The sequence below is a fragment of the Profundibacter sp. genome, from assembly GCF_056498605.1.
This window is the reverse complement of record NZ_JBSMEZ010000074.1, coordinates 1-17,256: the sequence shown is the minus strand read 5'-3', so window position 1 is coordinate 17,256 and position 17,256 is coordinate 1. Positions and strand designations below refer to the sequence as shown.

The following is a 17,256-nucleotide window of genomic DNA, read 5'->3' as shown; positions in this document are numbered from 1 at the left end:
GGCACGTGAACGTGGATATCGATCTTTTCAAACACCGGAGGTTTCACCCCGATTTGCGGGCTGATCGAGCGCACGAAGGAACTTGCCGCGTCAATGCTTTCCTTCATCACGTCGCCCAATTTGCCGGTGGTTTTCATCCGCCCCTTGCCGGGCAGTTTCAGCGCCTCGATTGACAGCAATTCGCCGCCAACGGATGTCCACGCCAAACCGGTGACCACACCAACATGGTCTTTTTCTTCGGCCAGACCGTAACGGAACCGCTTAACTCCCAAATATTCCTCAAGGTTTTCGGTTGTGATAACGACTTTCTCTTCCTCGCCACGCACGATTTTAGTCACCGCTTTACGGGCCAACTTGGCAATTTCACGCTCCAGATTCCGCACCCCCGCCTCGCGGGTATAGGTGCGGATAATCTCTTTCAGCGCCTTGTCCTTCAACTCGAACTCGCCCTTTTTCAGAGCGTGGTTTTTAACCTGTTTGTCGATTAAATGCTGCTTGGCGATCTCGCTTTTCTCGTCCTCGGTATACCCCGACAGCGGGATAATCTCCATCCGGTCCAGCAACGGGCTGGGCATGTTGTAAGTGTTCGCCGTGGTCAGGAACATCACATCCGACAGATCATATTCGACCTCGAGATAATGATCAGTGAAGGTGCTGTTTTGCTCGGGGTCCAGAACCTCGAGCATGGCAGACGCCGGATCACCGCGAAAATCTTGGCCCATTTTATCAATTTCATCCAGCAAAATCAGTGGATTGGTGGTTTTTGCCTTTTTCAGGGCCTGAATGATTTTGCCAGGCATCGAGCCGATATAGGTCCGGCGATGACCGCGAATTTCGCTTTCGTCGCGCACTCCGCCCAGCGAAATGCGAATAAATTCGCGCCCCGTGGCCCGTGCCACAGATTTGCCCAGACTGGTTTTACCCACGCCAGGAGGGCCAACCAGACACAGGATCGGACCTTTTAATTTGCGCGAGCGCTGGCCTACGGCCAAATATTCAACAATGCGTTCCTTGACCTTTTCCAGACCGTAATGATCATCATCCAGCACCTTTTGCGCCGCGTTCAGATCCTTTTTAACGCGGCTCCGCTTGTTCCACGGAATGCTCAGCATCCAGTCCAGATAATTGCGCACCACAGTGGCCTCGGCGCTCATCGGCGACATGTTTTTCAGCTTTTTGATCTCGGCGTTGGCTTTTTCCAGCGCCTCTTTGCTCAGCTTGGTTTCGGCAATCCGCGCTTCCAGCTCGGCAACCTCGTTCTGGCCCTCTTCGCCATCCCCCAATTCTTTCTGGATCGCCTTCATCTGTTCGTTCAGGTAATATTCGCGCTGGGTGCGCTCCATCTGGCTTTTGACGCGGGTCTTGATCTTTTTCTCGACCTTCATCACCGACATTTCGCCCTGCATCAGACCGTAAATTCTTTCAAGCCGATCCGCCACAACCAGCGTTTCCAGCAGCTCCTGCTTTTGCTCGACTTCAATACCCAGATGGCCCGCGACCAGATCGGACAGCTTGTCACTCTCCACAGCATCGGCCACTGCCGACAGCGCCTCTTCGGGGATGTTCTTTTTAATCTTTGAGTAACGCTCGAATTCGGCACCAACCGAGCGCACCATCGCCTCGACCACATCCGCATCGCCCAGTTTTTCTTCCAAAACCTCGGCACGGGCCTCAAAATAATTGTCGTTCTCCAGATAATCGGTAATTTTCACCCGCATACGCCCCTCGACCAGCACCTTGACGGTGCCATCGGGCAGCTTCAGCAGTTGCAGCACGTTGGCCAGCACACCAACGTTATAAATCCCGTCAGAATCCGGATCATCCTCGGATGGGTCAATCTGGCTCGACAGCAGGATTTGCTTGTCGTCCACCATCACCTCTTCCAGCGCTTTGACGGATTTCTCGCGGCCGACAAACAGTGGCACGATCATATGCGGGAACACCACAATATCGCGTAATGGCAGGACGGGGTAGGATGTGCTCAATTGCTCGGTCATTTTTTATCCTTGTTATGTGGCAGACAACGATGGGCCCCTAAAGGTGTGGCAGCCCGCCTGTCTCCGGTCTTTGGTATAATTAGGTGGGGGTAGTCCCCTTATCTTTCAACCATTAACCTGCCATTCAGCTTTTGGCGCAATGTGCCTCCCTGTTGCGGGCGGGGCAAGTCAACATTTGCCTTGAATCATTAAAAAGCGGCGAAAATAGGGAAATAACTGTGGATAAGGTGCATTTTACGCCGAAGTTTGTGTGAATCGGCCTAAATTGGCTCAATATCCCCTTGGGCCCGCCCCGCGTGGAATTCTGCTTCAAAGCTCGCAAAATTCCCCGCTGCAATAGCGCCGCGCATCCCTGCCATCAATTCTTGATAATAATGCAGGTTATGCCATGTCATCAGCATGGACGAGATAATTTCCTGCGCCTTGAACACATGATGCAGATAGGCACGCGAGTAATTGCGGCACGCCGGACATGTGCAATCCTCGTCCAAGGGCCGCGGATCATCGCGGTGGCGGGCATTTTTGATGTTCAACACGCCGTTGCGGGTAAATATCTGCCCTGTGCGACCGGATCGTGACGGCAGAACGCAGTCGAACATATCAATACCGCGCTTCACCCCGCCGACCAGATCATCCGGCTTGCCGACTCCCATCAGATAGCGGGGCTTGTCAGTAGGCAGCATGTCAGGAGCGTAATCTAGCACCTTAAACATCACCTCCTGCCCCTCGCCCACGGCCAGACCACCAACCGCATAGCCCTCGAACCCGATATCGGTCAGCGCCGCTGCACTTTCCTCGCGCTGGTCCCTGAACACGCTGCCCTGCTGGATGCCAAATAGCGCGTGACCGGGTCGATCACCGAATGCTTCGCGCGAGCGCGCCGCCCATCGCATCGACATTTGCATCGATTTCAATGCCACATCTTCCGCTGCTGGATGCGGAGTGCATTCATCGAAACACATCACAATGTCGCTGCCCAGAAGGCGCTGGATTTCCATGCTGCGTTCCGGCGTGATCTCGTGCTCGCTGCCATCAATATGGGATTTGAACGTGACGCCGTTTTCCGACATTTTACGCAGGTCAGACAGGCTCATCACCTGAAACCCGCCACTGTCGGTCAAAATAGGCCGCTCCCAGTTCATGAACTTGTGCAAACCGCCAAGGTTGGCAATTCGCTCTGCTGTCGGGCGCAGCATCAGATGATAGGTATTGCCCAGCAGGATATCCGCCCCCGTAGCGCGCACATTCTCGGGCAGCATCGCCTTGACTGTCGCCGCCGTTCCAACCGGCATGAACGCAGGCGTGCGAATGTCGCCGCGCGGCGTGTGGATGGTACCGGTGCGGGCCTTGCCGTCGGTTGCGGCCAGATCAAAGGAAAACTGTGTCATGGCGGCGACATAGGCCAAGCTGGGCCCAATTGCAAAGGATCAAACGTCGATCACTATCAAATCTTCGCCCAACACCACCTCACCAGTAAACCCGTCGCGGGCCTCGTCCAGCACCGCCTGCAACATCGCATCGGATTTGGGGGCCAGATGGGTCAGCACCATTTTACCCACCCCCGCCGCCTGTGCGATCTGGCTGGCCTGTTTGGCCGAGGCCAGAACCACGTCCGACAGCACCCGTTTTTCGCTGTCGTCAATCTCGGCCTCGGCCAGATAGCAGCATTGCAACAACAGATCCGCGCCCGCCGCCAACGCCCGCACCCCGTCGCAATCAATGGTGTCGCCGCTGATGGTCAAAACCTTACCGCCTGCTTCGATCCGGTAGCCAAAACACGGCCATTCTTCGTGGCTTAACCCCAACCCATGCCCGTGCTCTACCTGCCCCGCAACCACGGACCATCCATCGCCCTGATACCCGCTACCGGACGCAATATCCGTAACCAGCACCAGATCGCGGATATCGGGCATCGGGCAGCCCAGCACACGTTCCTCCAGCAATCGGAATTCGATATCACGTCGATAAATCGCAAACAGGTGGTCAATGATATCCACCGTGCCGTCCGGCCCGAAAATGTGAACGGGTCTGTCGCGCCCGTTGTTCCACGCCGCCATGACCAGATCGCCCAGATTACCGATATGGTCAAAATGGTGATGGGTGATGAAAATGTAATCAATATCAACGGGATCATGGCCAAGGTTCACCAATTGCGTCACCGCCCCACGCCCCGCATCCACCATGATGTTCACCGCGCCAATCTGCACCAGATTTGCCGTGCACTGGCGCTCAATCGACGGGCGCGGGGTGCCGGTTCCTAGCAGGCTCAGCCTCACGCAATCATCCGGTCAAACTTGGCCGCACATATGAAATCATTCTGCGTCAACCCACCCGCGTCATGGGTGGTGAATTCGATCTCGCAATAGCCCCAGCCAAAGCGGATGTCAGGGTGATGCCCTTCTTGGTCACCCAGAAATGCTGCCAGATTGGCGTGGTATACCGCCTTGGAAAACCCCTTGAATTCCAGCCGCCGCACCAGCGCAGAACCACCCTCGGTCAAAACCCAGCTCTCGTGCAACTGATCCATCATGTCGCTGGCCGCTGTTGCCCCCATCGCCTGAATACCGCCCTCGCAGGGTTCACATTTCTTGTCGCTCAAACCATTCGTCACGCGCTTTTCTCCTCTGGCTTCTTTGGCGGGTAGGTCGGCGCAAACAGCCCCAACGCCCGCGCCGTTGCCACATCCTCCAACAGGTCCCGATCCGCAGCCTTTAGCAAATCATCCAGTTGATCCAGAACAAAATAGACTGGTTGCTGGATATCAATCCGGTAAGGCGTACGCAAAATATCGATCACATCGAATTTTCGCCGTTTTGGGACAGCACTAGCGACACTATAGGGCAGTTCGGTCGGGGATGACGCCAGCCCTGATCCAAGAGCCTTGAGCCTGCTACCTTCGTAACACAGGCCAAATTCGATGGTGAACCAGTAGAGCCGGATCAGCCAGACGTGATCCTTGGCTTCGGCCCGCACTCCGGCCTTGCCTATCTCGTGCGAAAATGTGGCAAAGCGCGGATCAGACAACAGCGGGGTATGGCCGAAAATTTCGTGGAAGATGTCCGGCTCTTTGATATAGTCAAAATCCGCACGACTGCGGATAAACGATGCCGCAGGAAACTGGCGGGCAGCCAACATACCAAAAAAGCGCCCAAACCCGATCACCGCTGGTACCGGCACGACGTCCCATCCGGTTAACGGGCGCAACACCGCCGAAACTTCGCCGCATTGCGGCACACGGGTCTGCGGCAAATCCAGCCGTTTCAGACCATCCAGATAGACCTTGGCGCTGTATTTATGCACATTTGGCAATTGCTGCGCGTATAGATCACGCCAAACCGCATCGTCATCCGCGCTATAGGTGATATGTCCCGTTTCATCCGGCAGCTTCGCGGCATAGGTGCTTGATTTTGGCATTGGTTTTCCCCGACATGGCACAAGACAAGTTTCACAGGTTTTACGAGAATTAACTTGTCTATTCCACTTGATAGATGCCTTTACTGGGCAAACAATTCCATATTTATCCATAACAAAGGTATTTTTAACCATGTCAAACCTTGCCGAACAAGATCAGGCCCTGCTGCACATCCTGCAACATGACGGCAAAACCAACACCCAGTCGCTGGCGGAACAGACTGGCATGTCACCATCCCCTTGCTGGCGTCGCGTGCGCAAACTTGAGGAAACCGGCGTGATTGAACGCTATGTCGCCCTACTGAACCCAAAAAAACTGGGTCTGAATGCGCGGGCTTATGTGCATGTTTCGCTGCTGGATCACACCGAAGACACCATCGAAACATTCGACAGGTTCGTGCAAAACGAGCCACAAATCGTTGAATGTTGCGCCATTACGGGGGCTGATGATTACCTGCTTAAGGTGATCGCGCCCGATCCCGAAGGGTTGGAGCAGTTCATCATGCAGAAAATCCTGCGCCTCGGGGTGGTTCGTTCTTCAACCACGCATTTTGTGCTGCGACAAAAGAAATATAGCACCGCCTTGCCCTTGGCATTATGGCGCGCAGAGTAAGCTGCGGAAAATCATTTCAATGCTGCGGCATTCCGGCTCTGGACGCCCGCGCCATCAATCCTTATATATTCAGTCAAGTAATCGCGCGAGGATGCCATGACTGCCACACCTGAAGCCCCGCTTGAGGGCACACCACTGATCAAACCATCGACCACGGATCATGCGCTGTATGATCCCATCGTCGAGGCTTGCCGCTCGGTCTATGACCCCGAAGTACCGGTGAATATCTATGATCTGGGTCTTATCTATACCATTGATATTTCAGAAGAAGGCGACGTTTCGATCCTGATGTCCCTGACCGCGCCCGGCTGTCCCGTAGCCGGTGAAATGCCCGGCTGGATCGCTGACGCCGTCAGCCCATTGCCCGGTGTCAAAACCGTTGATGTGCAACTGGTGTGGGAACCGCAATGGGGCATGGAAATGATGTCGGACGAAGCGCGCCTAGAGCTGGGTTTCATGTAAAACCGACCTCGGATTGTCGCAATTCCGGTTGCCCGCCTGACCGCAGCCCGCTTATCGTTGGCGAAACGCAATCAACAGGACGCCTGCACCATGCCGATTAAAACCACCTGCATCGGGGCCTTCCCCAAACCCGATTATGTGCCGATCAAGGATTGGTTCAAAGTCGCCCACGCCGACGACAGCTATACCGCTGATGTGGTGCAAAACTGGTCGGATGACCCGAAACACGAACCGGCGTTCGAGCGCGCCACCCGTGAGGCCGTGCAAGTCCAGATCGATTGTGGCATCGACATTCCCACCGATGGCGAACAGCGCCGCGAAAACTATGTGCATTACCAATGCCGCTATTTTGACGGGTTCGACTTTGACAATCTGGAACACCGTGTGTTGCGAAACGGGGCCTATGAATCCGATCTGCCTGCCATCCGTAGCAAAATCAGCGCCGGCCAATCGGTGCTGCCGCGTGACTACAAACAGGCGCAGGGTTTTTCCGACCGCCCCGTCAAACTGACCCTCCCCGGCCCGATGACCATCATCGGCACCGTGGCCGATTGTTTTTACAATGACGACAAACAGCTGGCCTTTGATCTGGCGGATGCCCTGAACAAAGAGGTGTTGGCGCTAACCGATGCCGGTTGCATCCACATCCAGATTGACGAGCCCCTGTTCGCCCGCAAACCCGACGATGCCGCCGCGTTCGGGTATGAGGCGCTGGAGCGTGTGTTCCACGGGGTGCCTGACCACGTTGTGCGCACATCGCATATGTGTTGTGGCTACCCCGAACACATTGATCAGCCGGAATACCCCAAGGCCGACCATAACGTATACCATCAACTGGTCGAAGCGCTGGACGGCAAGATTGATGCGCTGTCAATTGAGGATTGCCATTGTCATAGTGACCTGTCGCTTTTCGAAAAATTCACTAAAACCATCGCCATTGTCGGGTTTGTCGACATCGCAGTGAGTGAAATCGAGCCGATAGACCTAATCGCCGCCCGCATGCGCGAGGTTCTGACCGTGCTTCCGTCCGAACGCCTGATGGCAGCCCCTGATTGCGGTCTTGGCTTTCTAACACTGGAGCAAACCCGCACCAAACTGACCAATATGTGCAAGGCGGCAGCGATGGCTTAACGACCAGACTTGAGATCATATGCCAAACGCACTATATATGTTGGGCAAACAGGAGACATGACATGTTCGGCATCCCCGGCAAACAAGCGGTCAGCATTACACCTGCCGCCGCCACGCAAATTTCCAAGCTGATGACCAAAGATGGCCATCAGGGGCTTCGTATTGGCATAAAAAAGGGGGGCTGTGCGGGGATGGAATACACCATGGATTATGTCGACGACGTCGATCCGATGGACGAAGTGGTTGAGGAATCCGGTGCCCGCGTGATGATCGCACCGATGGCGCAGATGTTCCTGTTTGGCACTGAAATCGACTATGAAACATCGCTGCTGGAAAGCGGTTTCAAGTTTCGCAACCCGAATGTGACCGAAGCGTGCGGCTGCGGGGAATCCATAAAATTCGCGGGAATGTAAGTGTCGACGGATCCTGATTTCCTTGATCATGCCCGTGACTTGTTCGCCGGTCTTGGCCCAATCAGCACAGGCCGTTTGTTTGGCGGCACCTCGCTTTACCTTGACGGCGCAATGTTCGCAGTGATCTTTGGTGACGCCCTTTATATGAAGGCCGATAAACCGCTGGCGGCTGAATATGCCGAGGCCGGTTCAGTGCCGTTTCAATACAACACCAAATCCGGTGTGCGCATCATTCCCGGCCTTGTTTCCCTGCCTGAAAGTGCGCTGGATGACCCCGAAGAGGCGTTGTTCTGGGCGAATAAGTCCATGGTTCCTGCCAAGAAAGCGGCCTCAGCCAAACGCGCCAAGGCGAAGGGATAACTGCAATGAGCGTTACCGAGAGTGACATTGATTATGCCCATGAGCTGTTCGCCCCGCTGGGCCAGATCACCAGCCGTAAAATGATGGGCGGGCTGACGATTTATTGCGACGGCGTCGTGTTTTCCATTCTGGATCAGGATGCCACTCTCTACCTGAAAGCCCGAGGCGAATTTGCCGATGAAATAGCTGCGGCCGGATCACTCCAGTTCGGGGCGGAAACAGGCAAGACGATGTGTTACTGGACCCTGCCCGACGCCGCTATTGATGACACGGATACAGTGCTTGATTGGGCAAAACGCACACTTTTGGCGTTATAATCCACAAGATAACGCTGCCAGTTGCCGCAGTTGGGCCATCATGCTTGCCTTAGCGCCTGATTTCAGGGCATGTCATGATCAACCAACAAAGGGAACACATCATGCGTAAAAAACTTGCCGCCGGAAACTGGAAGATGAACGGAACCCTTGGCTCGATGCTGGAAATCGACGCCTTGGCCGAGAAACACCCCGATCCAAAATGTGATGTGCTGATCTGCCCGCCCGCCACGCTTGTGGCCGCGATGGCCGCCAGCATTGACGGTGGGCCGATCAAAACCGGCGGGCAGGATTGCCACGCTAAAACATCCGGCGCCCACACCGGCGATATTTCCGCTGAAATGTTGGCAGATGCTGGGGCTTCTTATGTGCTGGTCGGCCATTCGGAGCGCCGCCAAGATCATAACGAAAGCGACGAGGACGTGCGCAACAAAGCCAAAGCCGCCATCAACGCTGGTCTGGTTGTCGTGGTTTGTTGCGGTGAATCCGATGCCGAACGCGAAGCCAAGAACACGCTTGAGATTATTTCAGGGCAGCTTGCAGGATCTATCCCTGACAACGTCACCGGCGAAAACCTTGTGGTGGCCTATGAGCCAATCTGGGCCATCGGCACCGGTAAGGTGCCGACGCTGGATCAAATCGGCGAAGTGCATGATTTCATCCGCGCCCGCTTGGAAAAACGCTTTGGCGAAGGCGTAGGGCGCTCGGTTCGTTTGCTTTATGGCGGTTCGGTCAAGCCAAGTAATGCCGACGAGATATTTGCGGTGTCCAATGTTGATGGCGCGCTGGTTGGCGGGGCATCGCTTAAGGCGGAGGATTTTTCTGGCATCATCACTGCATTGGAGGGTAGCATCTGATGTATGCTGTCAACGCCCGTCCATTCAAGCAAGGATAAAACCCTAAAGCCGCTTTATGCACGCTTTGCAGATCGCTGGCACCAAGGGGTTCTGCGTCTGGGTTATATTGCGGCATATGACCTGCTTGTCGCCAACGATATCGACAACCGGATTTCACCCGTTGGCCCTGTGTTTGATGCGGGAACCGGAACTGGCGCCTTTGCGCTGTCTTTCGTGCAGAGGCACCCAGAGGCAAACCAGCTAACACTGTTGGATATGTCGCCGGAAATGCTTGCGCAGGCCGTGGAAAACTTGCGCGCTAAAGGTGTGGAAACAATTCCCCGTGTTGGGGTCTTGGGCACCGACGAAATTGCCCCGAATTCATATGAGACAATCCTGTGTGCCCACGTAATAGAACACACCGATGCCCCCGAAGATCATCTGCGCTGGTTCTGCTCACGCTTAACGAAGGGCGGGACATTGCTGTTATCTGTCAGCAAACCCTATTGGTGCACTGCAATCGTGCGCTGGCGCTGGGGGCATAAGGCTTACCCACCGAACCACGTGTTGAAAATGCTGGAAAACGCCGGATTTGAAGAAATATCCGAGATCAGATTTAAATCCGGCCCGCCCAGCCGCACAAGTTGTGGATACCGCGCAAAGCGCCCTGCCTGATACGTTCCCCTATCCAATTTTCGTTCCCGAAATATCCCCGCCGGAGGCATAGAATCTCTTCAGCATTCGGCTGGGTATAGCCTAATTCGTAATCACTTCCGGCCCCATCACAGCATTCGGCAACACCGTCGAGAGCCACGGAATATAGGTGATCATAATCAGGAACACGAACAATACGGCGAGGAACGGCAGCGCCGCCTTGACCACCCGCATCATCGGCATTCCGGCCACGCCTGATGTCACGAACAGGTTCAGGCCCACCGGCGGGGTGATCATGCCGATCTCCATGTTCACCACCATGATAATGCCCAGATGGATCGGATCGATCCCCAACTGCATGGCAATCGGAAATACTAATGGCGCAACGATCACCAGCAAGCCCGATGGCTCCATGAACTGCCCACCAACCAGCAGGATCAGGTTGACCACAACCAGAAACATCACCCAACCGAAACCAGCCGACAGCATGGCGTTTGCCACCTGCTGCGGGATTTGTTCCTCGGTCAGAACGTGCTTCAGGATTAGCGCCATGGCGATCACAAACATCAATGTGATGGTCAGCTTGCCCGCATCCAGCAAGGTGCGCTGGGTATCACGGTGGAACAACGCTGTTAGCAGCGCATAGGGTTTGCGCATCAGGCTGGATTTGCTCTGCCCGTCGGTTGCTGCCAGCGGCCCCATATCGCGATAAACGAAACTGGCAATCAGGAAGGCATAGATTGAGGCTACTGCAGCCGCTTCGGTCGGAGTGAAAATAGCCGAAGTCAGGCCGGGGATGCCATAAATCCCGACCATGATGATCACGATCAGCATCAGGCCCCAGAACGCATCCGCAAACGCCCGTCCGATTTCACCCCATCCAGCCCACTCTCCAGCTGGCATTTTCTTGACCCGCGCCATCACGTAGATGGCAACCATTAGCATTACGCCAGCAAGAATGCCGGGGATCACGCCAGCCAGAAACATCCGGCCCACGGAAACCTCGACTGCGGCGGCATAAACCACCATCACGATAGAAGGCGGGATCAGGATGCCCAAGGTGCCCGCGTTACAGATCACACCAGCAGCGAAATCCTTGGTATAGCCCGCTTTGGTCATTGCCGCGATCACGATCGAGCCGATGGCCACCACTGTCGCAGGGCTAGACCCTGACAGCGCTGCGAACATCATACAGGCAAACACACCCGCAATTGCCAGACCACCGCGAAAGTGGCCAACGCAGGCGATGGAAAACCGGATGATCCGTTCGGCCACGCCGCCCGTCGACATGAATGATGATGCCAGAATAAAGAACGGAATTGCCAGCAGGGTTGAATGCCCCTCAAAGGCAGCAAACAGGGTTTGCGCGACCGAGGCAAGCGATGCATCCGAAAAGATCAGCAGGAACAACACCGAGCTCATGCCAAGTGAAACTGCGATTGGCACACCGATCATCATCAGACCGATCACCATGGCGAACAGAAGGGCTACGGTCATTGGGTGGTCTCCCCACGCGCTTCGCGCATTTCCTCTAATTCATCCTCGACTTCGTGGCTGGCGATCAGGCGATCCGTCTCGCCCCGCCAAATTGCTACCCCCGCCTGAATGAACCGATACAACAGTAGCGCCATCGAAATCGGCAACACCATATAGGGCACCATGCGCGGCAGCTTTTCATAGGCAGTGCCGTCGTTAAATACACCCGCCATCCAGTTCAGAAATGCGGGGTGGGGAATGTCGTTGGTTTCAAACCAGCCCTGCCCGCGATATGTCTCTTGAAATCCGGTCGGGAACCAGCGCCCTTCGGTGCGGGGCAGATTGGCGAAATTGGCCCAGTAGTCCCACGCGCCTTTTAGCAACAGGAACGTAAAGGCGATACAGACCGCCACCGCCACCAGCGCAAAAAACTTGCGGATGTGATCGGGCAGAATGTTGATCACGGCGTCCACCCCCAGATGAGTGCCCTTTTTAACCGCATAGGGCGCGCCCAGCAGAACCAGCCAGCCGAACATAAATACGGTCAGTTCCAGCGCCCACAGAATATTGGAGTTAAAGACGTAACGCGCAATCACATTGGCAAATGTCAGCAGCGTCATGGCGCCCAGAAGACCCGCGATCAGCGTCTCTTCTATGCGGTCGACAAAACTTGTCTTTGGATGCGTCTGCATCACGTCCCCTCCCCTAAAATGTCGTGTTGCGCGCGGCCCTCTTGGCGGGGCCGCGCGCTTTTTTTTGTGACGATCGACTTACATCGAGTCGTTGATCGCTTGGGCTGCGTCGATGTTTTCTTGGCCAACATCGCCAACAAACTTGTCCCAGACAGGCATCATCACATCAACCCATGCTTGGCGTTGGTCCGCATCCAGAGTGCGGATGGTGCCACCCGCCGCAATGATCGACGCTTTGGCAGCCTCGTTCACAGCAAAGGCTTCGGCGTTACGTGTTTTTGTCACCTCGCCAAGGATGGTCAGAAATTGGTCACGCACGTCAGGCTCAAGGCTGGCCAGCCAGTCAACATTGGTCACCACCAAATAGTCGATGATGCCGTGGTTGGTTTCGGTCACGCCATCCTGAACTTCAAAGAACTTTTTACCAAAGATGTTGGACCAGGTGTTTTCCTGACCATCAACAACGCCCTGTTGCAGCGCACCGTACACTTCGGAGAACGCCATTTTCTGCGGGCTACCGCCGATGGCTTCCATTTGGGCAACCAGTACGTCGCTGGATTGCACGCGGAATTTCAAACCGTTTGCGTCTGTTGGTTTGATCAACGGTTTGTTGGCAGACAGTTGTTTCAGGCCATTGTGCCAGAATGCCAGTCCTTGAAGGCCACGGTTCTGCATGGAATCAAGCAGGGCTTGGCCCGCGTCACCCGTTTGGAATGCATCAACCGCATCCATGCTCGCAAACATGAACGGCAGATCGAACAGGCGGAACTTTTTGGTGAACTTTTCAAATTTCGACAATGATGGTGCGGCCAGCTGAACGTCGCCCTGAAGCATGGCTTCCAGAACTTTGTTATCATCATAAAGGGTCGAGTTTGGGTAGACTTCCATACAGGCCTTGCCGTTCATTTCGGCATTTACACGTTCGGCCAGCAGCGTCGCAGCGATCCCTTTTGGGTGCTTGTCAGTGTTGGTTACGTGGGCAAACTTGATTACAACTTCGCCTTCTTCGCAGGACGCGCTCGCGGCTTGTGCGGTAAAGGACAGGGCCACAGCAACGGTGGCAGCAGTCAGGAATTTCATAAGGGTCTCCTCCCGGGTTTTGAGACATTGCATAGATGTGCACCCGAAATCGGGCACCCACATGGATCAGACCCCAGCAGGGCCCACCGCTCAAGAAAAACTTCACAGAGGCGTTACAAAGGGGAATTGCCTTACTTAACCAATGGTTAACGGGTTTGCTGATCATTGGCATGTGTCAGAGTGGCGGATTATCACACAGCACAAACGATGCACTGTGCGGTTTTCCGCACATCTTTAGCGAAATCCGTCGGGGCGAATCCCGTATTTGCTCAGCTTGTCATAAAAGGTTTTTCGCGGCAGTTTCAGCCCGCGCGCCGCCTCGCTTGCGTTGCCGTTATGGCGCTGCAACGCCTCGGCCAGCAACGAGCGTTCAACCTGCGCCAATTGATCATTCAACCCCAGTTCGGCCTCTTCCTCGCCCTCGCCCAGCCCCATTGCAAACCGCATCGCCGCATTCATCAAGGCCCGCGCATTGCCAGGCCAGTCTTGGGCCATCAGCCGCGATATCGTTGCGGCTGTGATATCGGGCGTAGGCAGGGCTGCCTGCTCGCAAGCAATGGCGACATAATGGCGAAACAGCACCGGAATGTCCTCTGGCCTTTCGCGCAAACTGGGGATGCGCACGCCTGTCACTGCCAGTTTGTAATACAGATCGTGGTTGAACCGCCCCGCCGCAACCTCCTCGGGTAAATCACGGTAACTGCCGGCCAGCACTCGCACACCACAGCTTTTCTCAAGGCATTCGAGCAGCGCAAACTGTGCCGATGGGATAAGCGCCGCCACTTCGTCCAGAAACAGACTGCCACCATCGGCCCCTGCCAATGCCTCGGCCAAGCTATCAGGCACTAGCGATGCTGCCGCCGTTTTCACAAACGGCCCGTCCGAGACCGCCGACAATAGATGGATCACCTCGGCGATCTTGGATGTGCCTGTGCCCGGTGCACCGCTGATCAATACTTCGGCCCCCGTGCCGGCCACCGCCCGCACATTCATCCGCAGTTCTTCGGATAATACCGATGTGCCAAACAGCATCCGCGCCGCAGCATCCCCCGTTTCCAACTGACGCTTTAATTGGCGGTTTTCCAGCACCAGCGCACGGGTTTTCTGCGCCCGCTCCACAACCGCCAGTAAATCCTTTGGCGCACAGGGCTTTTCCAGAAAATCAAACGCCCCGGCGCTGATCCCCTTGACCGCCATCGGGATGTCCCCCTCGCCCGTTAGCAGGATCACCGGCAGGTCCGCGTCCACGCTGCGCACATATTCCAGCAGGGCAAAACCGTCTTTGCCCGGCATCCGGATATCGCTGACGACCACGCCGTCAAAATCGACACTAATATGATCTTTGGCCTCGATATAGCTGCCGGCAAGGATCGGCGACATATCGGCCAGCTCCAGCGTTTGACCCAGCGCCTCGCGCACGGATGCATCGTCATCCACCAATAGAACTCGTATGTTCATGCCGCTTTCTCCATCACTGAACGCGCCAGTTCGACCGTAAACACTGCCCCACCATCCGCATGGTTACGCCCGCGAATATCTCCGCCAAAGCTTTGCACCAGACCATAAGATATCGACAGGCCCAGCCCCATGCCTTCGGATTTACCAATCGCCTTGGTAGTGTAATAGGGATCGAAAATCTTCTCTGGTGCCTCAATCCCCGGCCCCGTATCGCGCACCCGCAGACGGGCCTTGTGATCGCCAGTTTCCACTGCGATCTCGATCCGGCGTTCCGCACTGCCTTCCATCGCATCAATCGCGTTTGAAATCAGGTTGACCAGCACCTGTTGCAAGCGCACCTCGCCACCGCGCACAAACACGGGGGCCACCGGCGGCACCCAGTCAATCGCAACCTTATCCTGCATAAAACGCGCCTCAGACATCTCCAGCACCGCGTCCACCACGGCCACGATGTCCACATCCGAAATCGGCTCGCTCTCTTGTTTGGCGAATGCACGGAAATTGCTGATGATCCGCCCCATGCGTCGCGCCAGCTCGGAAATCCGCGACAGGTTCTGCCCCGCCACATCCACCTTGCCACGCTCAAGATAGGTTTCGGCATTTTCCGCAAATGACCGGATCGCCATTAACGGCTGGTTCAATTCATGGCTGATCCCCGCCGACATCTGCCCCAGTGCCGACAGCTTGCCCGCCTGCACCAGATCGGCCTGCGCCTGCTTTAATTCATGGGTGCGTTCCTCGACGCGAGTTTCCAGTTCGGCCTTGGCGCTGGCCTCGATTTGCAGGCGCGCAGCCAAGGCCCGCCTGCGTTCCGTCACCCAGAACAGGATCGCGCCAAACGCCAGCAACACCGCCGCTGCCGCCGCCGCCTGAAGCCACGCCAACCGCTGCGCGGTGGCTGTGTTCAACAACACTTCGCCGGTCATGCCAATGATTGGCAGGGGCTGGGTTAAATGCAAGGCGCGGCGCGGGATATAGGGGCCCGAATTGATTGACCAAATTTCATAGCCATTGAACATCTGCACCGTGTCAGGCGCGAACCCGCCTGACTGCCCTGCCCATTTGCGGCTACGCAGCACCAGTTCGGACCGATTGGCGACAAAGATCACCCCGTCCCTATCGGTGAAAAAAACCGCCTGTGGATCACCGCGCCAATCGGATTCTTCGACCGCCTCCATATCAACGGCCACGATTACTGCGCCTAGCGCGGCCTCACCTTCAAGGATTGGGGCGGCAAAGAAAAATGCCCGTTGGTTTGTTCCCTCGATCCTCGCGTGTGTGGTGCCCAACGCCCCGCGCATCGCGCGTTCAAAGTGTGGTTGGCCTACCAGCGGCACCCCGATACGCGGCATAGAGGACGCAAGTACCCGCCCGCCACTTGACGCAAGCAGGATTTCAACTGCGCCAGTTTTGTCAGCCGTGGCCAGCAATAATTCGGCGGCTTTCACAGCATCACCCTGCCCCTTGGCCAGTGCCACCAGTTCAGGATGATCCGCCATCAACACCGCCACCTGCCGGAACCGTTGCAATTGGCCAACCAGACGGTCCGAGGCCAGCGATAAATCGGCCTGCCCGCGCGCCGCAAGTTGGGTTAACGCGGCCGAGTAGGCAAACCACCCCGCCCCGCCCGCAACACCTGCGACCAAGGCCAGAAATAGAACCAGCGCAATCACGCGACCTGTGGAAAAACCTGTCATAAGGCGCGATTGTAAAAACCTGCGCTTGCAATGACCATCCCCTTTGGTGAAAATCACCGGATGCAGCATATCAGCCAATCCCCGACCGACCCCGCATTCGTGCAAACCCCCTTTCCGTTCTACGACCGCGTCCGCGTGTTGGGTGATCTGGTTCACTGGGACGACTACGATATGGTCTGCGCTGGCGGCTATGACGCGGTGAACGCGATTTTGCGAGACCGGCGTCTGGGGCGGGAAATGCCCGCTGATTTACGAGCGCCCATCCCCGCACGTCTCGCCCCGTTCTATGACATCGAGGCCCATTCGATGCTGGAGTTGGACCCACCCCGTCACACCCGCCTGCGATCCCTCGTGTTGCGGGCGTTCACCTCGCGCCGGATCAAGGAACTTGCGCCCGAGATTGATGCGCTATGTCATCAGTTGATAGATGCCTTTCCGGCAGGCGGGGTCGATCTACTGCCTGCTTACGCGCAGAAAATCCCTGTCATCATCATCGCCCGCTTGCTGGGGGTGCCCGAAAGCATGGCCAATCAACTGCTGGTCTGGTCAAACGCGATGGTCGGTATGTATCAGGCGGGGCGCACCATTGCTGATGAAGACGCCGCCGCCCACGCCAGCACTGAATTTGCCGATTTCATGAGTGGGTACGTTGAAACGCGCCG

The 17,256-nt window shown here is 56.1% G+C and carries 19 protein-coding genes; 9 read left to right on the top strand and 10 right to left on the bottom strand.

Annotated features, from left to right (window positions below; translation table 11 throughout):
- The 5 genes from lon to phhA all read right to left on the bottom strand — a co-directional run.
- Positions 1-1,997: endopeptidase La (lon, locus tag ACWB12_RS07525; RefSeq protein ID WP_479529453.1), on the bottom strand; the 1,997-nt coding region annotated here is incomplete at its 3' end.
- Positions 1,998-2,257: 260 nt separating this feature from the next.
- A complete protein-coding gene (gene tgt / locus ACWB12_RS07520; RefSeq protein ID WP_479529452.1) occupies positions 2,258-3,385 on the bottom strand; it encodes a tRNA guanosine(34) transglycosylase Tgt in 1,128 nt (375 codons plus the stop codon).
- 39 nt (positions 3,386-3,424) lie between these two features.
- Complete coding sequence (locus ACWB12_RS07515) at positions 3,425-4,273, bottom strand: MBL fold metallo-hydrolase (RefSeq protein WP_479529451.1); 849 nt, start codon at positions 4,271-4,273, stop codon at positions 3,425-3,427.
- Complete coding sequence (locus ACWB12_RS07510) at positions 4,270-4,608, bottom strand: 4a-hydroxytetrahydrobiopterin dehydratase (RefSeq protein WP_479529450.1); 339 nt, start codon at positions 4,606-4,608, stop codon at positions 4,270-4,272. The genes ACWB12_RS07515 and ACWB12_RS07510 overlap by 4 nt, the downstream gene beginning before the upstream one ends.
- Positions 4,605-5,411, bottom strand: a complete 807-nt coding sequence (phhA, locus tag ACWB12_RS07505) for a phenylalanine 4-monooxygenase (protein ID WP_479529449.1) — start codon at positions 5,409-5,411, stop codon at positions 4,605-4,607. Before phhA ends, ACWB12_RS07510 begins: the two co-directional genes overlap by 4 nt.
- A gap of 130 nt (positions 5,412-5,541) precedes the next feature.
- Here phhA and ACWB12_RS07500 point away from each other — a divergent pair, with 130 nt between their 5' ends.
- The 8 genes from ACWB12_RS07500 (at position 5,542) to ACWB12_RS07465 (ending at position 10,212) form a co-directional block, all read left to right on the top strand.
- A complete protein-coding gene (locus ACWB12_RS07500) occupies positions 5,542-6,021 on the top strand; it encodes an Lrp/AsnC family transcriptional regulator (protein WP_479529448.1) in 480 nt (159 codons plus the stop codon).
- 96 nt (positions 6,022-6,117) lie between these two features.
- Entirely contained in the window at positions 6,118-6,483 is a 366-nt protein-coding gene (locus ACWB12_RS07495) for an SUF system Fe-S cluster assembly protein (protein WP_479529447.1), read from the top strand.
- Positions 6,484-6,573: 90 nt separating this feature from the next.
- Entirely contained in the window at positions 6,574-7,614 is a 1,041-nt protein-coding gene (locus tag ACWB12_RS07490; RefSeq protein ID WP_479529446.1) for a hypothetical protein, read from the top strand.
- Between the two features lie 62 nt (positions 7,615-7,676).
- Entirely contained in the window at positions 7,677-8,027 is a 351-nt protein-coding gene (locus ACWB12_RS07485) for a HesB/IscA family protein (protein ID WP_479529445.1), read from the top strand.
- A complete protein-coding gene (locus ACWB12_RS07480) occupies positions 8,028-8,387 on the top strand; it encodes a TfoX/Sxy family protein (protein ID WP_479529444.1) in 360 nt (119 codons plus the stop codon).
- 5 nt (positions 8,388-8,392) lie between these two features.
- The gene (locus ACWB12_RS07475; protein WP_479529443.1) at positions 8,393-8,704 is read left to right on the top strand and encodes a TfoX/Sxy family protein; all 312 of its coding nucleotides are present in this window, start codon (positions 8,393-8,395) and stop codon (positions 8,702-8,704) included.
- Between the two features lie 101 nt (positions 8,705-8,805).
- Positions 8,806-9,558, top strand: a complete 753-nt coding sequence (tpiA, locus tag ACWB12_RS07470; RefSeq protein ID WP_479529442.1) for a triose-phosphate isomerase — start codon at positions 8,806-8,808, stop codon at positions 9,556-9,558.
- A gap of 3 nt (positions 9,559-9,561) precedes the next feature.
- Entirely contained in the window at positions 9,562-10,212 is a 651-nt protein-coding gene (locus ACWB12_RS07465; RefSeq protein WP_479529441.1) for a class I SAM-dependent DNA methyltransferase, read from the top strand.
- 81 nt (positions 10,213-10,293) lie between these two features.
- Here the strand turns inward: ACWB12_RS07465 and ACWB12_RS07460 are convergent, their stop codons facing one another.
- From ACWB12_RS07460 to ACWB12_RS07440, 5 genes are all read right to left on the bottom strand, one after another.
- Positions 10,294-11,688 (bottom strand): TRAP transporter large permease, encoded by a 1,395-nt coding sequence (locus ACWB12_RS07460; RefSeq protein ID WP_479529440.1) that lies wholly within the window; start codon positions 11,686-11,688, stop codon positions 10,294-10,296.
- Entirely contained in the window at positions 11,685-12,359 is a 675-nt protein-coding gene (locus ACWB12_RS07455) for a TRAP transporter small permease (protein WP_479529439.1), read from the bottom strand. Before ACWB12_RS07455 ends, ACWB12_RS07460 begins: the two co-directional genes overlap by 4 nt.
- 78 nt (positions 12,360-12,437) lie before the next feature.
- Positions 12,438-13,439, bottom strand: a complete 1,002-nt coding sequence (locus ACWB12_RS07450; protein WP_479529438.1) for a DctP family TRAP transporter solute-binding subunit — start codon at positions 13,437-13,439, stop codon at positions 12,438-12,440.
- Between the two features lie 234 nt (positions 13,440-13,673).
- Complete coding sequence (locus ACWB12_RS07445; RefSeq protein WP_479529437.1) at positions 13,674-14,897, bottom strand: sigma-54-dependent transcriptional regulator; 1,224 nt, start codon at positions 14,895-14,897, stop codon at positions 13,674-13,676.
- Positions 14,894-16,594: a sensor histidine kinase gene (locus ACWB12_RS07440; RefSeq protein WP_479529436.1), complete on the bottom strand. Its 1,701-nt coding sequence runs from the start codon at positions 16,592-16,594 to the stop codon at positions 14,894-14,896. The genes ACWB12_RS07445 and ACWB12_RS07440 overlap by 4 nt, the downstream gene beginning before the upstream one ends.
- 60 nt (positions 16,595-16,654) lie before the next feature.
- On the opposite strand from ACWB12_RS07440, the gene ACWB12_RS07435 reads away from it, so the two are divergent.
- A partial coding sequence (locus ACWB12_RS07435; RefSeq protein ID WP_479529454.1) for a cytochrome P450 family protein occupies positions 16,655-17,256 on the top strand: 602 nt, incomplete at its 3' end.